Genomic DNA, 16,702 nt, shown 5'->3' on the forward strand with positions numbered 1-16,702 from the left:
TCAGGTTCCGTCCGGCGGGCCTGAAGGTCGTGGGAGGAGCGTCGATGCCGCTCTCGGAGAACGAGCAGCGCCTACTGGAGCAGATCGAGCGCGCTCTCGTCGAGGACGATCCGAAGTTCGCGAGTACGGTCCGATCGACCAATCCCCGGACCTACCTGCTCAGGCGGGTCCGGCGTAGCGGGGGGCTGTTTCTCCTCGGTCTCGTGGTCCTCGTAGTGGGCGTGGTCATCAACCAGGGGCCACTCACGGTGGCCCTCGGGATCCTGGGGTTCGTCACCATGCTCTTCGCCGCCCTGCGCGGCGCGGCGGACCTGCGGAGGATGAGTGGCCGCGGGCAGGAGTCGGGGCGTCGTCCACCCGGGGCGAGGGGCAGGTCGGGCTCTGGTGGGAAGACACGCCAGTCCCGGTCGTCGTCGTCGTTCATGGAGCGGGTCGAGGAGCGGTGGCGTCGCCGCTGGGAGGACAACTCCTGAGCTGAGCCCCCGGCGCTGGTCCGACGGACGGTGCGTCGGGGGTCCGAACCGTCGTGGGTCCGATCCACCGGCAGGGTTGCCCCCGGCGGCAGGGTTGCCCCCGGCCGGTCACGGCGCCGGCTGGGACGGCCTTCCGGCGCCGGATTCTGCAGCGGTGCCGCTGGGGGCCAGGTCGTTCTTCGCGGTACCGGAGCGTCGGCGCCGCACCCAGTCGGCGACCTGGCGGATCTGGATCCCCTCGATCCGCCGCAGCATGGAAGGCGGGGCGACGAGTGCCAGGGCCCGCTGGCTGCGCGGGGTCACCGACCACAGCACCCGGCGCACCAGGGTCAGATCGTCCAGCAGGGACGGATCCGGGATATAGGTGCCTGGCGGGGCGTAGCGGGCCTGCTCCTGTGCCGTCGCCAGTCGGATGAGCGCCTGGCTGGCCGCGTTGACCTCGGCGGATCCCTCCTCGGGACCGGCCTCGAGGTAGGTGATCAGCCGTTGCACTCCGGACCGCGGGGAATCGCTCCTGCGTAGCCGGATCCTCAGATCGGCGGCTACGTCGACCAGCTCCGCCCAGGCCGCGTCGACCTGGGCCACCGCCGCCGCGTTCATGATTGTTTCGGTGTCCTCCGTGCCCGGCCCGGTGAAGGCGGGGTTCGGGCGAGGGGCGCGAATGGTCCGACGCCGCCCGGCAGGGGACATCCGGCGCTGGCCGACGGGAGACATGCGGCGTCGCCGCAGGATGAGCCGGGTCAGCGCCGGGATGCTGAACAGACCGAGCACGCCGAGCCCCAGCAGGACCCACACGAGCCAGGTCGGGATGGCCGTGTCCTTCTCGGCGTCCTCCGCCGCGGCCTCCGCCTCCAGGGCCGGATCCTGCCCGGCGGCGTCCGGCTCGGCGGGAACCGGCGTCACGACCGGGACCGGAACGACATCGGTCTCCACGGTGGGTTCGCCCTCGGCCGAGGCGTCCGGACCGGCGGGCTCGTCGGCTGACGGTGCGTAGGCGGGGGCCGGAGTCGTGCCGTCCCCCCGCTTGGTCGGCTCGAACGGGATCCAGCCGAGGGTCGGGAACCAGACCTCGGGCCAGGCGTGGGCCTGCTTGTTCGTGATCAGCCAGGTGCCGTCGGTCTGCAGCACGCCGTGGGTGAAGCCGATCGCCACCCGGGACGGCAGCCCGAGCAGCCGCACCAGGACTGCCATCGCGGAGGCGAACTGCTCGCAGTACCCGCGCCGGCTGTTGAACAGGAAGTCCGCGAGGGCACCTTCCCGCATGGTGGGCGCACCGCTCAGGTCATAGGTGAACGCCGGCCCGCGCAGGAAGTTCTGGATCTCGACGACCTTGTCGTAGTCCGAGTCGACGCCCTCGGTGATCTCGGCGAGCAGCCCGGGAAGCCGCGAGTCGAGGGACGCCGGCAGTGCGGTGACGACGTCCATCGAGGCGGGCCGGGGCCCGCGGGCCGCGCTGATCTGCTCGGGCGTCGGGGCGGGGATCTGCGCGTGGACGGTGTAGTCCTGGCCGGAGGTGGAGGTGCGGGTGGAGAAGATGGTGCCGGTCGGGCTGGCGAGCCGCCAGTCGCCCTCCAGTCCGGTGAACCTGGTGGGGATGCCCGGGACAGGCAGGTACCGCTCCGCCAACTCGCTGCTGACGGATACCTCGGTGACCGCGGGGATGGTCCGGATGTCCTCCTCGGGGCCGGGCAGGGTTCGGTCCACCCGGGCGTCCTTGGTCGCGTTGAGCGCCCGCAGGGTGAAACGCTGACCGTCGAAGTTCTCCAGCGCGGTGAGCCGCAGGTTCTGCGGGGTTTCGGTGGTCACCCGCAGCAGCGGCAGGTCGCGCTCGTCGTGGATCTGCTGGAACAGGGAGACGATCGGCTGGATGACACTCGCGGAGTTGCGCCCCGAGCCGGAACCGGACCCGCCGTTCGCGGAGATCACACCCTTGCCGTCCAACGACGGCAGCACCAGGGGGAGCAGGGACGCGATGACCAGGGACCCGGCGGCGATCTGGACGCCGAGTGCGGCGAGGCCGCTGCTGATGGCCCTGGCGTGGCGGTCGCCCACCGGACGGCCCCATCTGGTCACCATCCGCCGGCCGTCCAGGAGCATCAGCGCCACGAAACCGGCGGAGCCGAGGACGAACGGCAGCGTTCCCACACCCGCGGGGAGGACGGTGGCCGGGACCAGGAACACGGCGAGCAGCGGGATGCCGGCCAGGGCCGGCCGGTCCGCGACGACGACGAGCAGGTCGACGGCCATGGCGACGACGTAGGTGGCCACCAGTACCAGGACGACCAGCCCAGGGCGTTCCGGGACGGGTACCGCGAGCTCCCGCACCTCGTTCATGGTCGGCTCGACGAGGTCGGCCAGCGCCGTCGCCGTGCCCGGTGTGGGGATCACACCGAGGATGGCGGTGTCCCGGGCGCCGACCGCCGTCACGGCCACCGCCAGACCGATCAGGCTCGCGCTGAAGCCGGTGAGCGCCGGCAGGCGGAGGCTCCGGCCGATCAGGCGGCCCAGCACCGCGGTTCCGACCGCCACCACTGTCGCGATCAGCACCGGCCGGAACCACCAGAGGATTCCCGCGAACAGCGGTGCCAGCGCCGTGCTGGCCAGCAGGCAGGCCAGCCCGCCGAGCACCGCCGCGACCGGGCGGGGGCTCAGCATCCCCTGCCCGCGGGCGCGGTCGGGCCGCCGGTGACGGTCGCGGGTGCGGGTGGCTCGTGCGGCGAGCCGGGGCGGTAGAGCGGACCGGTCGGGGCAGGGTGTGACGGCGGGGTTCGCTTGCCGCGAGGGATCCCGGTGGTGGAACCGGCTGGCCCGGCCCGGCCCGACGCGTCTGCCGGAGCTGCTCCGGTGGCGGCCGTCGCCGCGGCCGGGCCGGAGTTGCCGTGCCTCGGGGGCTCCGGCCCGGCCGCGGCGGCGGCCGAGGGCACGCGGGGTGCCCGGCTCACGCGGCTTACGCCCGCGTCATCACTGCCGCGTGCGCCGGCACGTTGTGCGCCGGCACGTTGTGTGCCGGGGCTGCCGAGGTGGTGCTGTCCGTTGGCCGCGCCCGGTCGGAAGATCGCGGGCCAGGTGTCCGCGAGGCGGGTGGTGCGGTCGGCGACCAGGACCGTCCAGCCGTGCCTGGACAGCACGCTTCGGGACAGTTCGATGTCGGCGCTGACCGCGGGGGCGTCCGTACCGTCCCCGCGGGCGGTGTCGACCAGGACGGCGATGGCGGGCGCGTTCCGCGGCCGCGCGCCGGCGACGAGGGAGGCTGTCGCCTGGTCGGTGCGGCCGAGGACCGCGACGACCAGGCCGGAGTGCTCCGCGGACCGCAGCAGTGCCAGCGCCGGGTTCAGCGCCGTCACGGGAGCCGGCATGATCACCGCAAGCTGGTCGAGCAGCGCGCCGACGGCGTTGCCGGGCCCGGTCGCGGCGACTCGGGAGTCGGTGATCAGCCGGACGCCGTAGCCACTGCGCGCGAGGTTCACCGCGATGGAGCCGGCGGTGCTGACCGCCCGGGAGAACGGGTCGTCCGGGTGGTCGCTCTGGGGCCAGGCCCCGGCCCGGGTGTCGAGGAGCACGGCGGCGGCGCCGGTGAGCGGCCGCTCGTCGCGACGCACCATGAGCTCGCCGAGCCGAGCCGTGTTCTTCCAGTGCACCTTGCGCAGGTCGTCGCCGGAGTGGTAGGGCCTGGTACTGGACTCCTCGTCGCCGATCCTGACCGTGGCGCGGCGCACCTTGTTGTTCAGGGCTGACAGCCCTACGGGGGGCACCAGGGGCAGGCGTTCCAGCGCGGGCGCGACGGTGAGGTCGTCCTTGCTGCGGAAGCTGCGCTCCAGCTCGCACAGACCGAACGGGTCGGTGAGCCGAATCGTCAGCGGGCCGACCTGGTAGCGGCCGCGGGTCTCGGCACGCATGGAGTACGACAGGTCGCGGGAGCCGCCCGGCTCGATCCGGTCGACCACGAAGCGGGCCCGGTGGCCGAGGTGGGGGGTGACGTCCTCGACGCGCAGCACGGACGACCGCAGCCGGGAGACGTTGTCGAGCCTGATCCGCACCGAGACCGTGTCACCGGCGGTCACCCGACCGGGCTCCAGCCGGCGGGTACAGGCCAGCCGGTAGCGCGTCCGCGCGACAGCGGCGGCCGCCAGCAGAGGCAGCCCGGCGAGCAGGAGGGCCACCGCGATCAGGTCCTGTTCACCGATCACGACGGCAGCCACGACGCTGGCGCCGCCGGCGGCGAGGAACGCGCAGCCCCGCACTGTCAGCCCGCGCACCGCGGAGAGATAGTCGCGCACGTGTTTCTAACGCCCGCGACGGGTCGGGCGTGCCGAGGCCGACCGGGCGACCGGCACCCGCGCGATCAGATCTGACACGATCCGCGCGGCGATGTCGTTCGTCGGCTCGCCCGACAACGTGATCTCGGGATGGAGTAGCAGCCGGTGCGAGAGGACGTCGCTGGCCAGCGCCTGGACGTCGTCCGGGAGCACGTAGCCGCGCCGGTCCATGGCGGCGTGGGCTCGAGCGGTGCGAATGAGGTGCAGCGCCGCCCGGGGCGAAGCGCCAAGTGTGATCTCCGGGTGTCTCCGGGTGGCACCGACCAGATCGACGATGTACTGCCGGACCTCGTCCGAGACGTGCACGGCGCGGACCACCCGGGCCAGCTTCGCCACCTCGGCGGCGTTGGTCACGGGCACGACGCCGGTCAGCGGGTCGGAGCGCCCGTGGTTGTCGAGCATCGCCAGCTCGGCGGTGGGTGACGGGTAGCCCATCGAGACCCGGGCGATGAAGCGGTCGCGCTGCGCCTCCGGCAGGGCGCGGGTGCCGTCCATCTCGATCGGGTTCTGGGTGGCGATCACCATGAACGGCGCCTCGAGGCGGTAGGTGACGCCGTCCACCGTGACCTGGTGCTCCTCCATGCACTCCAGGAGCGCCGACTGGGCCTTCGGCTCCGCCCGGTTGATCTCGTCGCCGACGACGATGTTGGCGAACACCGGGCCGGGCCGGAACTCGAAGTCGCGGGTGCCCTGGTTGTAGACACTCACCCCGGTGACATCGCTGGGCAGCAGGTCCGGCGTGAACTGGATCCGGCGGACCCGGGCGTCGATCGACCGGGCGAGCGCCTTGGCCAGCATCGTCTTGCCGACACCGGGCACGTCCTCGATCAGGAGGTGGCCTTCGGCGAACAGCACGACCAGAGCAGTGTGGATCACGTCCGACTTGCCGTCGATCACGGTCTCCGCCGAGCGCCGGATGCGGTCGGCCACCTCGTAGAGATGGTCGATGTCGGCCGCGGGGGCATGCCAGTGCAGAACTCCCGGCTCCGTCGCCACGGTGTCGGCCTCCTCTGGATCTCTCGTCCCGGTCGCCGCCCCGTTACGGGGATGTTGTCCCGTGGCGTCCCTGCTCGTCTCCCGGGGGTCCCGGAGCCGTCTGGACATGATCGCGACGCGCCGTGTTGCCCCTTCAGTGTGACATCCGTTCGGGGGCGGCCGGAGGGGCTGGCGCTCGATCGTCCTCGACAGCGGGACGGGCAGGTGAGGACTGATGCTCCCGGACGGTGCCAGGATGCGCATTCACGGCATTTGTCGGACGCGTTCTGTCGTCTATCAATCATCTTTCGGCCGCTTTATACCACCTTCGGATCGATGGCCAGGGCTGGAGCCGGTCCGGAGTGGGGCGGGTGGGGCGGAGCGGGGTGTCGTGGGGGTGTGAGGTGGGGGCGAGTGGAGTAGAGTGGCGCGCAGTGGGGGAAGGGAGCTTGCGGGTAGCCGTCGCCTGGTGAACCGGTCGTTGTCTGGCCGCCATGGCACGTCGTCGGGCCTGGCGGGGAGGTGCCGGTGTTTCTCGGCAGCCACACGCCCCGACTGGATGACAAAGGGCGGCTGACTCTGCCGGCGAAGTTCCGGGAAGAGCTGGAGGGGGGGCTTGTGATCACGAAGGGGCAGGAGCGTTGTCTCTACGTGTTCCCCCTGGCGGAGTTCACCCGGATCAGTGAGTCCCTCCGTACCGCTCCGGTCACGGCAAAGGCGCTTCGTGACTACAGCCGCGTCTTCTTCTCCTCGGCGTCGGATGACGTTCCCGACCGGCAGGGGCGGATCACCATACCGCCGCCACTGCGTACCTATGCGGGTCTGGCTCGCGAATGTGTGGTGAACGGAGCCAACACCCGGGTCGAGATCTGGGATTCCGGGCGCTGGGAGACCTATCTGGCGGACCAGGAGGAGACCTTCGCCGAGCTGTCGGAGGAGGTTCTGCCCGGGGTCGTCTGAGTTTTCGCAGGCACCATGTGATCATCTGGTCGTCTGTCGAGGTCTCCCCCCGCTCCCACCGGACGCCACTTCCCCGGCGTCCGGCGGACCGAGCGGGGCGGGACCTGGGCGTACGACCTTGAACGGCCGTTCTGCGTCCCGATGGTCGCTCAGCGCGCCATTGGCGGCGCCCCCCGTCACTGGACCGGTGGCAGGTTCGGGGGGAAGTTCCAGATTCGACAAACGGCCGAGGGGTTGGCAGTGGACGTCACGCATACGCCGGTGCTCATCGAGCGGGTCGTCGACCTGTTCGCGCCGGCGCTGCGACGTCCGGGCGCGGTGGTGGTGGACGCGACCCTCGGGCTGGGTGGCCATTCCCTTGCCCTGCTGGAGGCTTTTCCACACATCCGCCTGATCGGTCTCGACCGTGACACCCGAGCCCTGGAACACAGCCGGCTGCGCCTGGCCGGGCTCGGCGCGCGGGTCGACCTCGAGCACGCCGTCTACGACCGGCTGCCGGACGTACTGGAACAGCTCGGGGTGCCCGCGGTCGACGGGATTCTCTTCGACCTGGGCGTCTCCTCCATGCAGCTCGACCTGGACGAGCGCGGCTTCGCCTACTCCCGTGACGCGCCCCTGGACATGCGGATGGACCAGGAACGCGGCCCCACCGCGGCCGACGTCCTCAACACCTACGACGTCAACGCGCTGACCCGCGTGCTGCGGGACTACGGGGAGGAACGCTTCGCGCGCCGGATCGCGCAGGCGGTGGTGACCCAGCGGCAGGCCGCACCGTTCACCACCTCCGCGCGGTTAGTGGACCTGATCCGCGATGCCATCCCCGCGGCTGCCCGCCGCACCGGCGGCAACCCGGCGAAGCGCACCTTCCAGGCGCTGCGGATCGAGGTGAACGCGGAGCTGGAGGTGCTCGGGCGTGCGGTGCCCGCGGCCTTCGACGCGCTCGCCGTGGCGGGCCGGATCGTCGTCCTGTCCTATCACTCGCTGGAGGACCGTCTGGTGAAGCGGGCGCTGGGCCCGCGGGCGGCCCCGTCCGTGCCGCCGGACATGCCGATAGTGCCCGACGACGCCCAGCCGACCCTGCGGTGGTTGACCCGCGGCGCCGAGGCGGCGTCCGAGCAGGAGATCGAACAGAACGCGCGCGCCGGATCCGTCCGGCTGCGCGCCGCGGAACGCACCGCGGCCGAGCCTGGCCGCACCCAGCATCCGACCGGAGGTGTCCGATGACCGCTCCCGCGCAGCCACTGCCTCGCGGTCACGGCCGCCCGGCTCATCGGGTGGCCGGCTCGGGTGGCCACGGGACGGACCACGCCGCCACGCCGTTCCGTGGCGCCGAGTACGCGCACGACAGCACCGCGTATGACCATGCGGCGTACGAGGCGGCGTATGACAGCACCGCGTACCCCGACGGTGCATACCCCGAAGCCGGGTATGTCGACGCCGGGTATCCCGATGCTCCGTACCCCGATGCTCCGTACCCCAATGCCGGCTATGACGGTGCCGGCTACGAGAGTGCTGCTTACGCCGGCGCCGGGTACGGGAGCGCCGGGTACGGCGATGCCGCGCAGGGCGACACGGCCCATCGCGGCGCCGGGTACGAGGGTGCCGTTCATGCCGGTTCCGCATACGGGGGCTCCGGGTATGCCGGCGTCGGGTTCGCCGGTGGCGCGGACGGCGCCGCATATGGCGAGGTGGGATACGCCGGGAGCGGCGACGAAATGCCCGGCACCGCGAACACGGTCGGCGGGGCGGCGGAATACCCGCCCGCTGGTTCCGAGGTCGCTGTTCACGACATCGGTGCAAACGAGGATGCCCATTTCGGATACGCCGGTTCTGAAACGACGGATTGCGACGGTGCCGGCTTCGAGGCGAGCGGGTATGTCGACGAGGTAACCGCCGGGTATGTCGGCACTGCTACGGCCGTGTATCAGGCCGGTGTTTCCCGTGCCACCGTGTCGGCCCGCGAGGTCAGTTCCGGCCAGGTCCACGAAGACGCGTTTGGGGGAACCCGCGCGCGGGTAACGGCGGGCGCCGCGGGTTCTCGGGCGACCGCCGCGGCGGCGCGTGGCTCCTCGTCCGGGCGATCGGGAACAGCGACCCGAACGGACGCCACGCGGTCGCGCGCGGCCCGTTCCGCCGCGGCCCGTTCCACCACGGGTCGTTCCACCACGGGTCGTTCCAACCCGCCCCGTTCCGACGCTGCTCGTTCCGCCGCCCCGCGGACCGGCACGGGTCGGTCCGCGACCCCGGCCCGACAGACCACGGCCCGGTCGGGCACGGGTCGCGCGACGGTGCCGCGGCCTGGCGGCGGGCGGCTCTCCGCGGCGATGGCTGTCGGCGCGACCACGATGCCGCTGCTGGACTCGCCGCTGCGGGTGTCGCGGTCGACCGCGCCCCGTGGCCCGTTCGTGGCCCTGCTGCTGGTGCTGATGGGCGCCGGCCTGCTGGCGCTGCTCCTGCTGAACACCGCGCTGATGGAGAACGCCTTCCGCGCGAACCGGCTGGAGCGGGATGCCGTCACGCTCAGCACCCAGGAGAAGGAACTGTCGCTTCAGCTGGACGAGCAGGCCGACCCCGGTCAGCTCGCCGCCCGCGCCAGCCAGCTCGGGATGGTCTCCGGCGGGATGCCCGAGTACCTTCCGCCAGGTGCACCGCTGCCGCCGGGGGCGCGTGTTCTGACGCGGGAGGAAGGCGGCGGCATGCTGCTGGTGGTCGTCCCCCCGCCGGCGGCGCCTGCCAGCGCAGCGGCGCCCGAGGGCACGTCACCGCCCGGCGACGGGACGACCCCCGAGGACGACCCGGCGGCCGAAGCCCAGACCCAGACCCAGACCCAGACCCAGACCCAGACCCAGGGTCAGCCTGTGCCGGATGGGCAGACCGCGGGCGACGGCCGGACCGCCGGCGGTCAGACGTCCGCCGGTGGCGAGGGCGTCACTGGCGGCGGAGCGACGGCGGGCGGTGGATCTCAGGACGGCGCCCGGACTGACGGAGAGGCGGTAGCTGGTCAGTGAGCTCGACGGGCCGGGGGCCGGCGGCCGGCCGTGGACGTTCCCGACTGCGCCTGGTCACCGGCCCGCCCTCGGGATCTCCGGACCCGCGGTCCGGTGGCGACGACCTGCTCGACCCGTCCGTCCGGAGGTTCTCCGGCCGCGACCCGGAACGTGGGCCCGAGCGGGCGGCACCCGGCCGGCGGCCCGCACCGCGCGGCTCCGGCGCTCCGCCGGCCCGCCGGGAACCGCCGCGCCGCCGGCCGGAGCCCGACGTCCATGATCCGGACACGGAGTACTGGTACGCCGAGGACCATGAGGCCCGTCAGGCTGTCGTCGAGGAGTACGTCGACGACGCGCAGGGTGACCTCGAGGCACCCTTCAGCCGCCGATCCGGAACCGGGCCCACCGCGCGTGGACGGCGGGCCGGCGCGGGCCGGACCGGAGCAGGCTCGGCCAGGTCCGGCCGCACCGGTGCAGGTCAGCCCGGGTCCAGCCGGACCAGAGCCGGCCGGATGACGGAGGGGCGGGCCGGCGCGGACAGGGCGGACAGGGCCGCAGCGGGCCGTGGGGCGCGTACCACGGCGTCACGCGGTGGAACGTCACGCGATGCCGCCGCGAACTCCCGTAACGACATCTCCCGCGTGACTTCCCACGGTGCGGCGCCGCGGGCCGGCACCGCCCGGGCCGGTACTCCCCGCGCTGGCACGACCCGCGCTGGCACGACCCGCGGTGGTACGACCCGCGGTGGTACCGCCCGTGCCGGGGCGCAGCGTGGCGCGGCGGTGCCGCGGAACCCGACCCGCGCAACCGCGAGCCGGACGGAACCGGTACGGGTCCATCCGGCCCGCCGGGCCCAGCCGTCGCGCGGGGGGCCGCCGCGGGCACGGGCCGGCGCGGCGCGGCGCGGTCTGGGCGGGGCGGCGGCGCGTACACCACGGCCGTTCGTCCTCGCGAGCCCCCGCCGCCGGGTGCGGGTCGCCGTCGTCCTGATGGTGGCCGTGCTGGTCGTGATCGCCGCTCGGCTCGCGCAGCTGCAGGGCTTCGCCTCCTCCACCTATGCCGAGCAGGCCGAGGAGCAGCTGCGACACAGGTCCGTGCTGCCGGCGGACCGAGGCATGATCATCGACCGGCGCGGCGGCCGCCTCGCGCATGACATCGAGCAGCGGGCGGTCTACGCCGACCCGCTGCTGATGACTCCCAGCCAGATCGGCGATGCCGCGCGCCGGCTGGCCCCGGTACTCGGGAAGTCCGAGAACGAGCTGCGTTCGCGGATGACGGCCAACGCGAAGAAGCGCTTCGTCTACCTGGACCGGGGCCTGGATCGGTCGGTGGGCGAGGAGGTGACCGAGCTCGATCTGCACGGCATCGGGGTGCTGGAGGAGCGGGGCCGCTGGTACTCCCTGCGGGAGCTCGGCGCGAACTTCGTCGGCTTCACCAACTACGGGGACAAGGACGCGATCGTGGGCCGCGCCGGGCTGGAGCAGGCCTACGACAGCGTGCTGCGCGGCACGGACGGCCGGCGCCAGATCGAGGCCGACCCGTCCGGCCGGGAGATCCCCTCGGCGCAGAGCATGGAGAAGGAGCCGCTCGACGGCTCGACGCTGCGGCTGACCATCGACAACGACATCCAGTGGCAGGCCCAGAGAGAGCTCGCGGAGGCGGTCCGCACCTACGAGGCCGACGGCGGGACCATCGTGGTGATGAAGCCGAGGACCGGCGAGCTGCTGGCGATGGCCGACGCCCCGCAGTTCGACCCGAACAACATCACCGAACGGGACCTGGACGCGATCGGGAACCGCTCCACCGGGCAGGCGTTCGAGCCCGGCAGCGTCAACAAGGTCATCACGATGGCCGCGGCGCTCGACCGGGGCCTGATCGACGCGATGACGCCGATCACGGTGCCGCCGTCCATCGAGCGCGGCCGGTACACCATCACCGACTCGGAGCCGCACGGGACGGAGCACCTCACCGCGGCCGGCGTGCTCGCCCGCTCCAGCAACATCGGCACGGTGCTCATCGCGGAGAAGGTCGGGAACCAGCGCCTGGAGGAGATGATGCGGGCGTTCGGGCTCGGTGCGGTCACCGAGCTCGACTTCCCGGGCGAGACGGCGGGCGCGCTGACCTCGGCCTCGGAGTGGTCCGAGAGCCAGGCGGCGACCATCGCCTACGGCCAGGGGATGTCCGCCACCGCCCTGCAGATGGCCTCGGTGTACGCCACGGTGGCCAACGGCGGCATGCGTGTCGCCCCCCGCCTGGTGGACGCCGTCATCAGCCCGGACGGGGAGGAGCAGGAGACGGCACACGAGCCCGAGCGGCGGGTGGTCTCGCCGGAGACGGCGGCCACACTGACCCGCATGCTCGAGGAGGTCGCGACCGAGGACGGCACCGCCCCGCTCGCCGAGGTCGCCGGGTACCGGGTGGCCGGCAAGACCGGCACCGCCACGCGGTACGACCCGGTCAGCGAGCGCTACGACGGGTACGTGTCGTCCTTCGTCGGCTTCGCGCCGGCGGACGACCCGCAGGTCGTGGTCGAGGTCGTCCTCGACAACCCGCGTACGCGCTACTACGGCGGGCAGGTCGCCGCGCCGGTCTTCGCCGAGGTGATGAAGTTCGCCCTCACCACCCTGGGCGTGCCGCCGCCGGGGACGCGGCCGGATTCACTGGTCCTCGACCTGGACCGCTGAGTGCCCCGCGGGCCGCGAGGCGCACCGCCCGGTTCGGGGCAGGCTGTCCGGAGACGGCCGGATCGTCCCGGGGGACCAGCGGCGTCGGCGACGCCCGTGCGGATCCCCCGACCTGCCTCCCACTAAGGTCGTCTCCGTGACCACCCCGGCACTACGTCCGGCAGCCCTCTCGCCGCGGTCGCTCAGCGAGCTGCCTGGTGTCCTGCGCCCCAGCCCAGTCGCTGTCGCGGCCGGCCTGCCCGGCCCGTCCAGCATCCCCCGCCCGCCCGGCCGGCTCGGCCAGGCCGCCCCGGCGGCCCCGGCGGGCCTGTCCGTCCTGCTCAGCGGCGTCACCCACGACTCCCGCGCGGTGCTGCCCGGTGACCTGTACGCGGCCCTGCCCGGCGCGCACGCGCACGGCGCGGACTTCGCCCAGGCCGCCGTCGCGGCCGGCGCCGTCGCCGTGCTGACCGACCCGGCGGGCGCGGCCCGGCTGGCGGGCCGCGGCCTCGGCGTGCCGGTGATCGCCACCGACGACCCGCGCCGTGACCTGGCGCCGGTCGCCGCCTGGATCTACGGCCGGCCCTCGGACACCCTCACGCTCCTCGGGGTCACCGGCACGAACGGCAAGACCACCACCGCCTTCCTGCTGGAGGCGGGCCTGCGCGCCGCCGGCCACACCACCGGCCTGCTCGGCACGGTGCAGACCCGCGTCGCCGGGGCGGCGGTTCCGGCGGTGCGCACCACCCCCGAGTCGCCGGACCTGCAGGCCCTGCTCGCGACGATGATCGAGCGCGGGGTGACCGCGGCGGCGATGGAGGTCTCCAGCCACGCCCTGGCCCAGCACCGGGTCGACGCGCTGCGCTTCGCCGGCGCGGCGTTCACGAACCTCAGCCAGGACCATCTCGACTTCCATCCGACGATGGAGGACTACTTCGCCGCGAAGGCGGCGCTGTTCGACTCCGACCGCAGCGCGGCCGCCGTGATCTGCGTCGACGACGAGTGGGGGCGCCGGCTGGCGGCCTCGCGCCCCGACGCGCGGACCTGTTCGGTCGCCGGCAACCAGGCCGACTGGTGGCCCGAGGACGTCGTCGCCGGCCCGGCCGGCACGGTGTTCCGGGCTCTCGGCCCGGACGGCGCGAAGGCGGACGTCTCACTGGCCCTGCCCGGCCGGTTCAACGCGGCGAACGCGCTGACCGCGCTGGCGCTGCTGAGCGCCACCGGGGTCCCGCTGGAAGCCGCCGCCGAGGGGATCTCGGCGCTGACCGGTGTCCCCGGCCGGATGGAGCGGGTGGACGGTGGCCAGCCGTTCCTCGCCCTCGTCGACTACGCGCACACCCCCGACGCGGTCGCCACCCTGCTGGCCGCGGTGCGGCCGCTGGTGACCGGGCGGGTCATCATCGTCCTCGGCTGCGGCGGGGACCGTGACCGCGCCAAGCGGCCGCTGATGGGCGCCGCCGCCGCCCGGCTCGCGGACCTGTCGGTCTTCACCAACGACAACCCGCGGTCCGAGGACCCAGCGCTGATCCTCGACCAGATCGTCGCCGGCGCCCGCGGCGTGCCCGCCGGTGCCGGCGGCGGGCCCGGTCGGTTCGTCGTGGAGCCCGACCGGGCGGCGGCGATCGCGCTGGCCGTCGCCGAGGCCGGGCCGGCCGACGCCGTCGTGGTCGCCGGCAAGGGCCACGAGAGCGGGCAGGACGTCGCCGGCGTGGTGACCCCGTTCGACGACCGCGAGGTGCTGGCCGCGGCGCTTCGGTCGGCGGCCGACCGATGATCGCGCTGAGCCTGGCGGACGTCGCCGCGGCGACCGGCGGCCGGCTCGCCGGCGGCGCGGACCCGGCGGCCCCGGTCACCCGCGTGGTGATCGACTCCCGCCACGTCGTGCCGGGCGCCCTGTTCGTCGCCCTGCTCGGTGAGCGGGTCGACGGGCACGACTTCGCCGCCGCCGCGCGGGAAGCGGGCGCCGCGGCGGTGCTGGCCGGCCGGGAGACGGGCGTGCCCGCGGTCGTCGTCGCCGACCCGGCGGCGGCGCTGGCGGCGCTCGCGTCCCGGGTGCGTGACCTCGCGCCGGCCACCGTCATCGGCGTGACCGGCTCGGCGGGCAAGACGACCACCAAGGACCTGCTGGCCGACCTGCTGGCCGGCCTCGGTCCGACGGTCGCGGCCGAGGGCTCGTTCAACAACGAGATCGGCCTGCCGCTGACCATGCTGCGCACCGAGGCCGACACCCGCTTCGTGGTGCTGGAGATGGGCGCCCGCGGCATCGGGCACATCGCCGCACTGTGCGCGCTGGCCCGTCCGCAGGTCGGGCTGGTGCTCAATGTCGGGTCGGCGCATGTCGGCGAGTACGCCGACGGCCGGCGTGGCATCGCGGTGGCGAAGGGGGAGCTGGCCGAGGCGGCCGGCACCCTGGTCGTGCTCAACGCGGACGATCCGCTCGTCGCACCGATGGCGGCCCGCGCCCGCGCCGCGGTGGTCACGTTCGGGACCAGCGCCGGGGCGGACGTCCGCGCCGGGCGGACCGAGGTGGACGGAACCGGGCGGGCCGCGTTCGACCTGCTCGCCGGTGGTGAGCGCCACCGCGTGCGGCTGGGCCTCGTCGGCGCGCACCAGGTCCCGAACGCGCTGGCCGCGGCGGCGGTGGCGATCGGCCTCGGCCTCGCGCCGGCGGACGCGGCGGCGGCCCTGGAACGGGCCCGCCCGCGCAGCCGGTGGCGGATGGAGGTGACGACCACGCCGGACGGTGTGGTCGTGCTGAACGACGCCTACAACGCGAACCCGGAGTCGATGCGGGCGGCGCTGACCGCCCTCCTCGACATTCGCGGCGGGGGTCGCGCCTGGGCGGTGCTGGGCCCGATGGGGGAGCTGGGTGCCGCGGCGGACGAGGCGCACCGCTCCCTCGGGAGCCTCGTCGCCGAGCTCGGTGTGCCCCGGCTGGTCGCGGTCGGGCCCGGAGCACGGGGGGTGCACGATGCCGCTGCCGGAACGGCCGGCTGGCGGGGGGAGTCGGCCTGGGTGCCCGGTGTCGAGGAGGCGGTGGCCCATCTGGCCGGGCGGGTCCGCGGCGGTGATGTCGTTCTGGTGAAGGCGAGCCGGTCGTTCGGGCTCGAAAGGGTGGCCGCGGGTCTCGCCGCGGGTGGTGGTGCCGGCCGTGAGGGCCGGCGGGACGGCGTCCCGGGCGCCGCGATCGAGGGGACCTAGTACACGTGGAACACGGTGGGACACTCCGGCGAACCTGGCACGCGCGGGTGACGCTCGGGTGAGAGGCGTTCTCTTCGCCGCACTGGTCGCGCTGGTCATCTCCCTGCTGGGCACTCCGTCGGTGATCCGTTTCTTCCGGCGGCAGGGCTACGGGCAGGAGATCCGCGAGGACGGCCCGTCGAGCCACCTGACCAAGCGCGGGACGCCCACGATGGGCGGCACCGTCATCATCGTCGCCACGCTGGCCGGCTACTTCGTCTCGCACCTGGTGACCGGGATCGGGTTCACCGCCTCCGGGCTGCTGGTGCTGATGGTGATGACCGGCCTGGGCCTGGTGGGCTTCCTGGACGACTACATCAAGATCCGCAAACAGCGCAGCCTCGGGCTGACCGCGCGGACGAAGTTCGCCGGCCAGGCCGCCGTCGCGCTGGCCTTCGGCCTGCTGGCCGTGCGGTTCAAGAACGACGCGGGGCTGCTGCCCGGCTCGACGTTCATCTCGGTGGTGCGCGACACCGGGTTCTCGATCGGGCTGATCGGCTTCCCGCTGCTGGCCTGGATCATCATCGCCGCGACCTCGAACGCGGTGAACCTCACCGACGGCCTGGACGGGCTGGCGGCCGGGACCTCGGCGATGGTGTTCGGTGCCTACGTCGTGATCTCGTTCTGGCAGTTCGGCAACGTCTGCGAGGCCGGGGCCCTGACCCAGGGCTGCTACTACGTCCGCGACCCGCTCGACGTCGCGCTGGTCTCCGCGGCCGCGATGGGAGCCTGTTTCGGCTTCCTGTGGTGGAACGCCAGCCCGGCGAAGATCTTCATGGGTGACACCGGCTCCCTCGCGCTCGGCGGGGCCTTCGCCAGCATCGCCATCGTCAGCCGTACCGAGCTGCTGCTGTTCGTGCTCGGTGGCCTGTTCGTGATCGAGACCCTGTCGGTGATGATCCAGGTGGCGTTCTTCAAGGCGACCAGACGGCGGGTGTTCAACATGGCGCCCATCCACCATCACTTCGAACTCGCCGAATGGCCCGAGACGACGGTGATCATCAGGTTCTGGATCGTCTCCGGCCTGGCCGTCGCGTTCGGGCTGGGCCTGTTCTACGCCGAGTATCTCTCCCACGGGGGCGGTTGAC

Annotated in this window: 11 protein-coding genes; 8 read left to right on the top strand and 3 right to left on the bottom strand. The window is 73.4% G+C overall.

Features of this window, described 5'->3' with window-relative positions:
* Positions 1-44: 44 nt before the first annotated feature.
* A complete protein-coding gene (locus B207_RS0102850) occupies positions 45-473 on the top strand; it encodes a DUF3040 domain-containing protein (protein ID WP_018634998.1) in 429 nt (142 codons plus the stop codon).
* A gap of 108 nt (positions 474-581) precedes the next feature.
* Here the strand turns inward: B207_RS0102850 and B207_RS0102855 are convergent, their stop codons facing one another.
* The 3 genes from B207_RS0102855 to B207_RS0102865 are packed head-to-tail and all read right to left on the bottom strand — an operon-like array spanning position 582 to position 5,785.
* Positions 582-3,128 carry a transglutaminase family protein gene (locus B207_RS0102855; RefSeq protein WP_018634999.1) on the bottom strand — a complete coding sequence of 849 codons (2,547 nt, stop codon included), beginning with the start codon at positions 3,126-3,128 and terminating at the stop codon, positions 582-584.
* Positions 3,122-4,750, bottom strand: coding sequence for a DUF58 domain-containing protein (locus tag B207_RS0102860; RefSeq protein ID WP_018635000.1), 1,629 nt, complete (start codon positions 4,748-4,750; stop codon positions 3,122-3,124). Before B207_RS0102860 ends, B207_RS0102855 begins: the two co-directional genes overlap by 7 nt.
* Positions 4,751-4,756: 6 nt before the next feature.
* Positions 4,757-5,785 carry an AAA family ATPase gene (locus B207_RS0102865; protein ID WP_018635001.1) on the bottom strand — a complete coding sequence of 343 codons (1,029 nt, stop codon included), beginning with the start codon at positions 5,783-5,785 and terminating at the stop codon, positions 4,757-4,759.
* Between the two features lie 507 nt (positions 5,786-6,292).
* Here B207_RS0102865 and mraZ point away from each other — a divergent pair.
* The 7 genes from mraZ to mraY all read left to right on the top strand — a co-directional run bounded on the left by mraZ (position 6,293) and on the right by mraY (position 16,701).
* Positions 6,293-6,724 carry a division/cell wall cluster transcriptional repressor MraZ gene (gene mraZ, locus B207_RS0102870; RefSeq protein WP_018635002.1) on the top strand — a complete coding sequence of 144 codons (432 nt, stop codon included), beginning with the start codon at positions 6,293-6,295 and terminating at the stop codon, positions 6,722-6,724.
* A gap of 240 nt (positions 6,725-6,964) precedes the next feature.
* Positions 6,965-7,948 carry a 16S rRNA (cytosine(1402)-N(4))-methyltransferase RsmH gene (rsmH, locus tag B207_RS0102875; RefSeq protein ID WP_018635003.1) on the top strand — a complete coding sequence of 328 codons (984 nt, stop codon included), beginning with the start codon at positions 6,965-6,967 and terminating at the stop codon, positions 7,946-7,948.
* The gene (locus B207_RS39440) at positions 7,945-9,732 is read left to right on the top strand and encodes a hypothetical protein (protein ID WP_026310603.1); all 1,788 of its coding nucleotides are present in this window, start codon (positions 7,945-7,947) and stop codon (positions 9,730-9,732) included. Before rsmH ends, B207_RS39440 begins: the two co-directional genes overlap by 4 nt.
* Positions 9,729-12,395 (top strand): peptidoglycan D,D-transpeptidase FtsI family protein, encoded by a 2,667-nt coding sequence (locus B207_RS0102885; RefSeq protein WP_018635005.1) that lies wholly within the window; start codon positions 9,729-9,731, stop codon positions 12,393-12,395. The genes B207_RS39440 and B207_RS0102885 overlap by 4 nt, the downstream gene beginning before the upstream one ends.
* Positions 12,396-12,531: 136 nt before the next feature.
* Positions 12,532-14,148, top strand: a complete 1,617-nt coding sequence (locus B207_RS0102890; RefSeq protein ID WP_018635006.1) for a UDP-N-acetylmuramoyl-L-alanyl-D-glutamate--2,6-diaminopimelate ligase — start codon at positions 12,532-12,534, stop codon at positions 14,146-14,148.
* The gene (locus tag B207_RS0102895) at positions 14,145-15,575 is read left to right on the top strand and encodes a UDP-N-acetylmuramoyl-tripeptide--D-alanyl-D-alanine ligase (RefSeq protein WP_018635007.1); all 1,431 of its coding nucleotides are present in this window, start codon (positions 14,145-14,147) and stop codon (positions 15,573-15,575) included. The genes B207_RS0102890 and B207_RS0102895 overlap by 4 nt, the downstream gene beginning before the upstream one ends.
* Before the next feature lie 58 nt (positions 15,576-15,633).
* Positions 15,634-16,701 carry a phospho-N-acetylmuramoyl-pentapeptide-transferase gene (gene mraY / locus B207_RS0102900; protein ID WP_018635008.1) on the top strand — a complete coding sequence of 356 codons (1,068 nt, stop codon included), beginning with the start codon at positions 15,634-15,636 and terminating at the stop codon, positions 16,699-16,701.
* The last annotated feature ends 1 nt before the right edge of the window (position 16,702 follow it).

The organism is Parafrankia elaeagni, assembly GCF_000374165.1.
Taxonomy (GTDB): domain Bacteria; phylum Actinomycetota; class Actinomycetes; order Frankiales; family Frankiaceae; genus Parafrankia; species Parafrankia elaeagni.

Coding starts and splice junctions, on each gene's coding strand:
- B207_RS0102850 (WP_018634998.1), top strand. CDS start 45: ATGCCGCTCTCGGAGAACGAGCAGCGCCTACTGGAGCAGATCGAGCGC.
- B207_RS0102855 (WP_018634999.1), bottom strand. CDS start 3,128: ATGCTGAGCCCCCGCCCGGTCGCGGCGGTGCTCGGCGGGCTGGCCTGC.
- B207_RS39440 (WP_026310603.1), top strand. CDS start 7,945: ATGACCGCTCCCGCGCAGCCACTGCCTCGCGGTCACGGCCGCCCGGCT.
- B207_RS0102895 (WP_018635007.1), top strand. CDS start 14,145: ATGATCGCGCTGAGCCTGGCGGACGTCGCCGCGGCGACCGGCGGCCGG.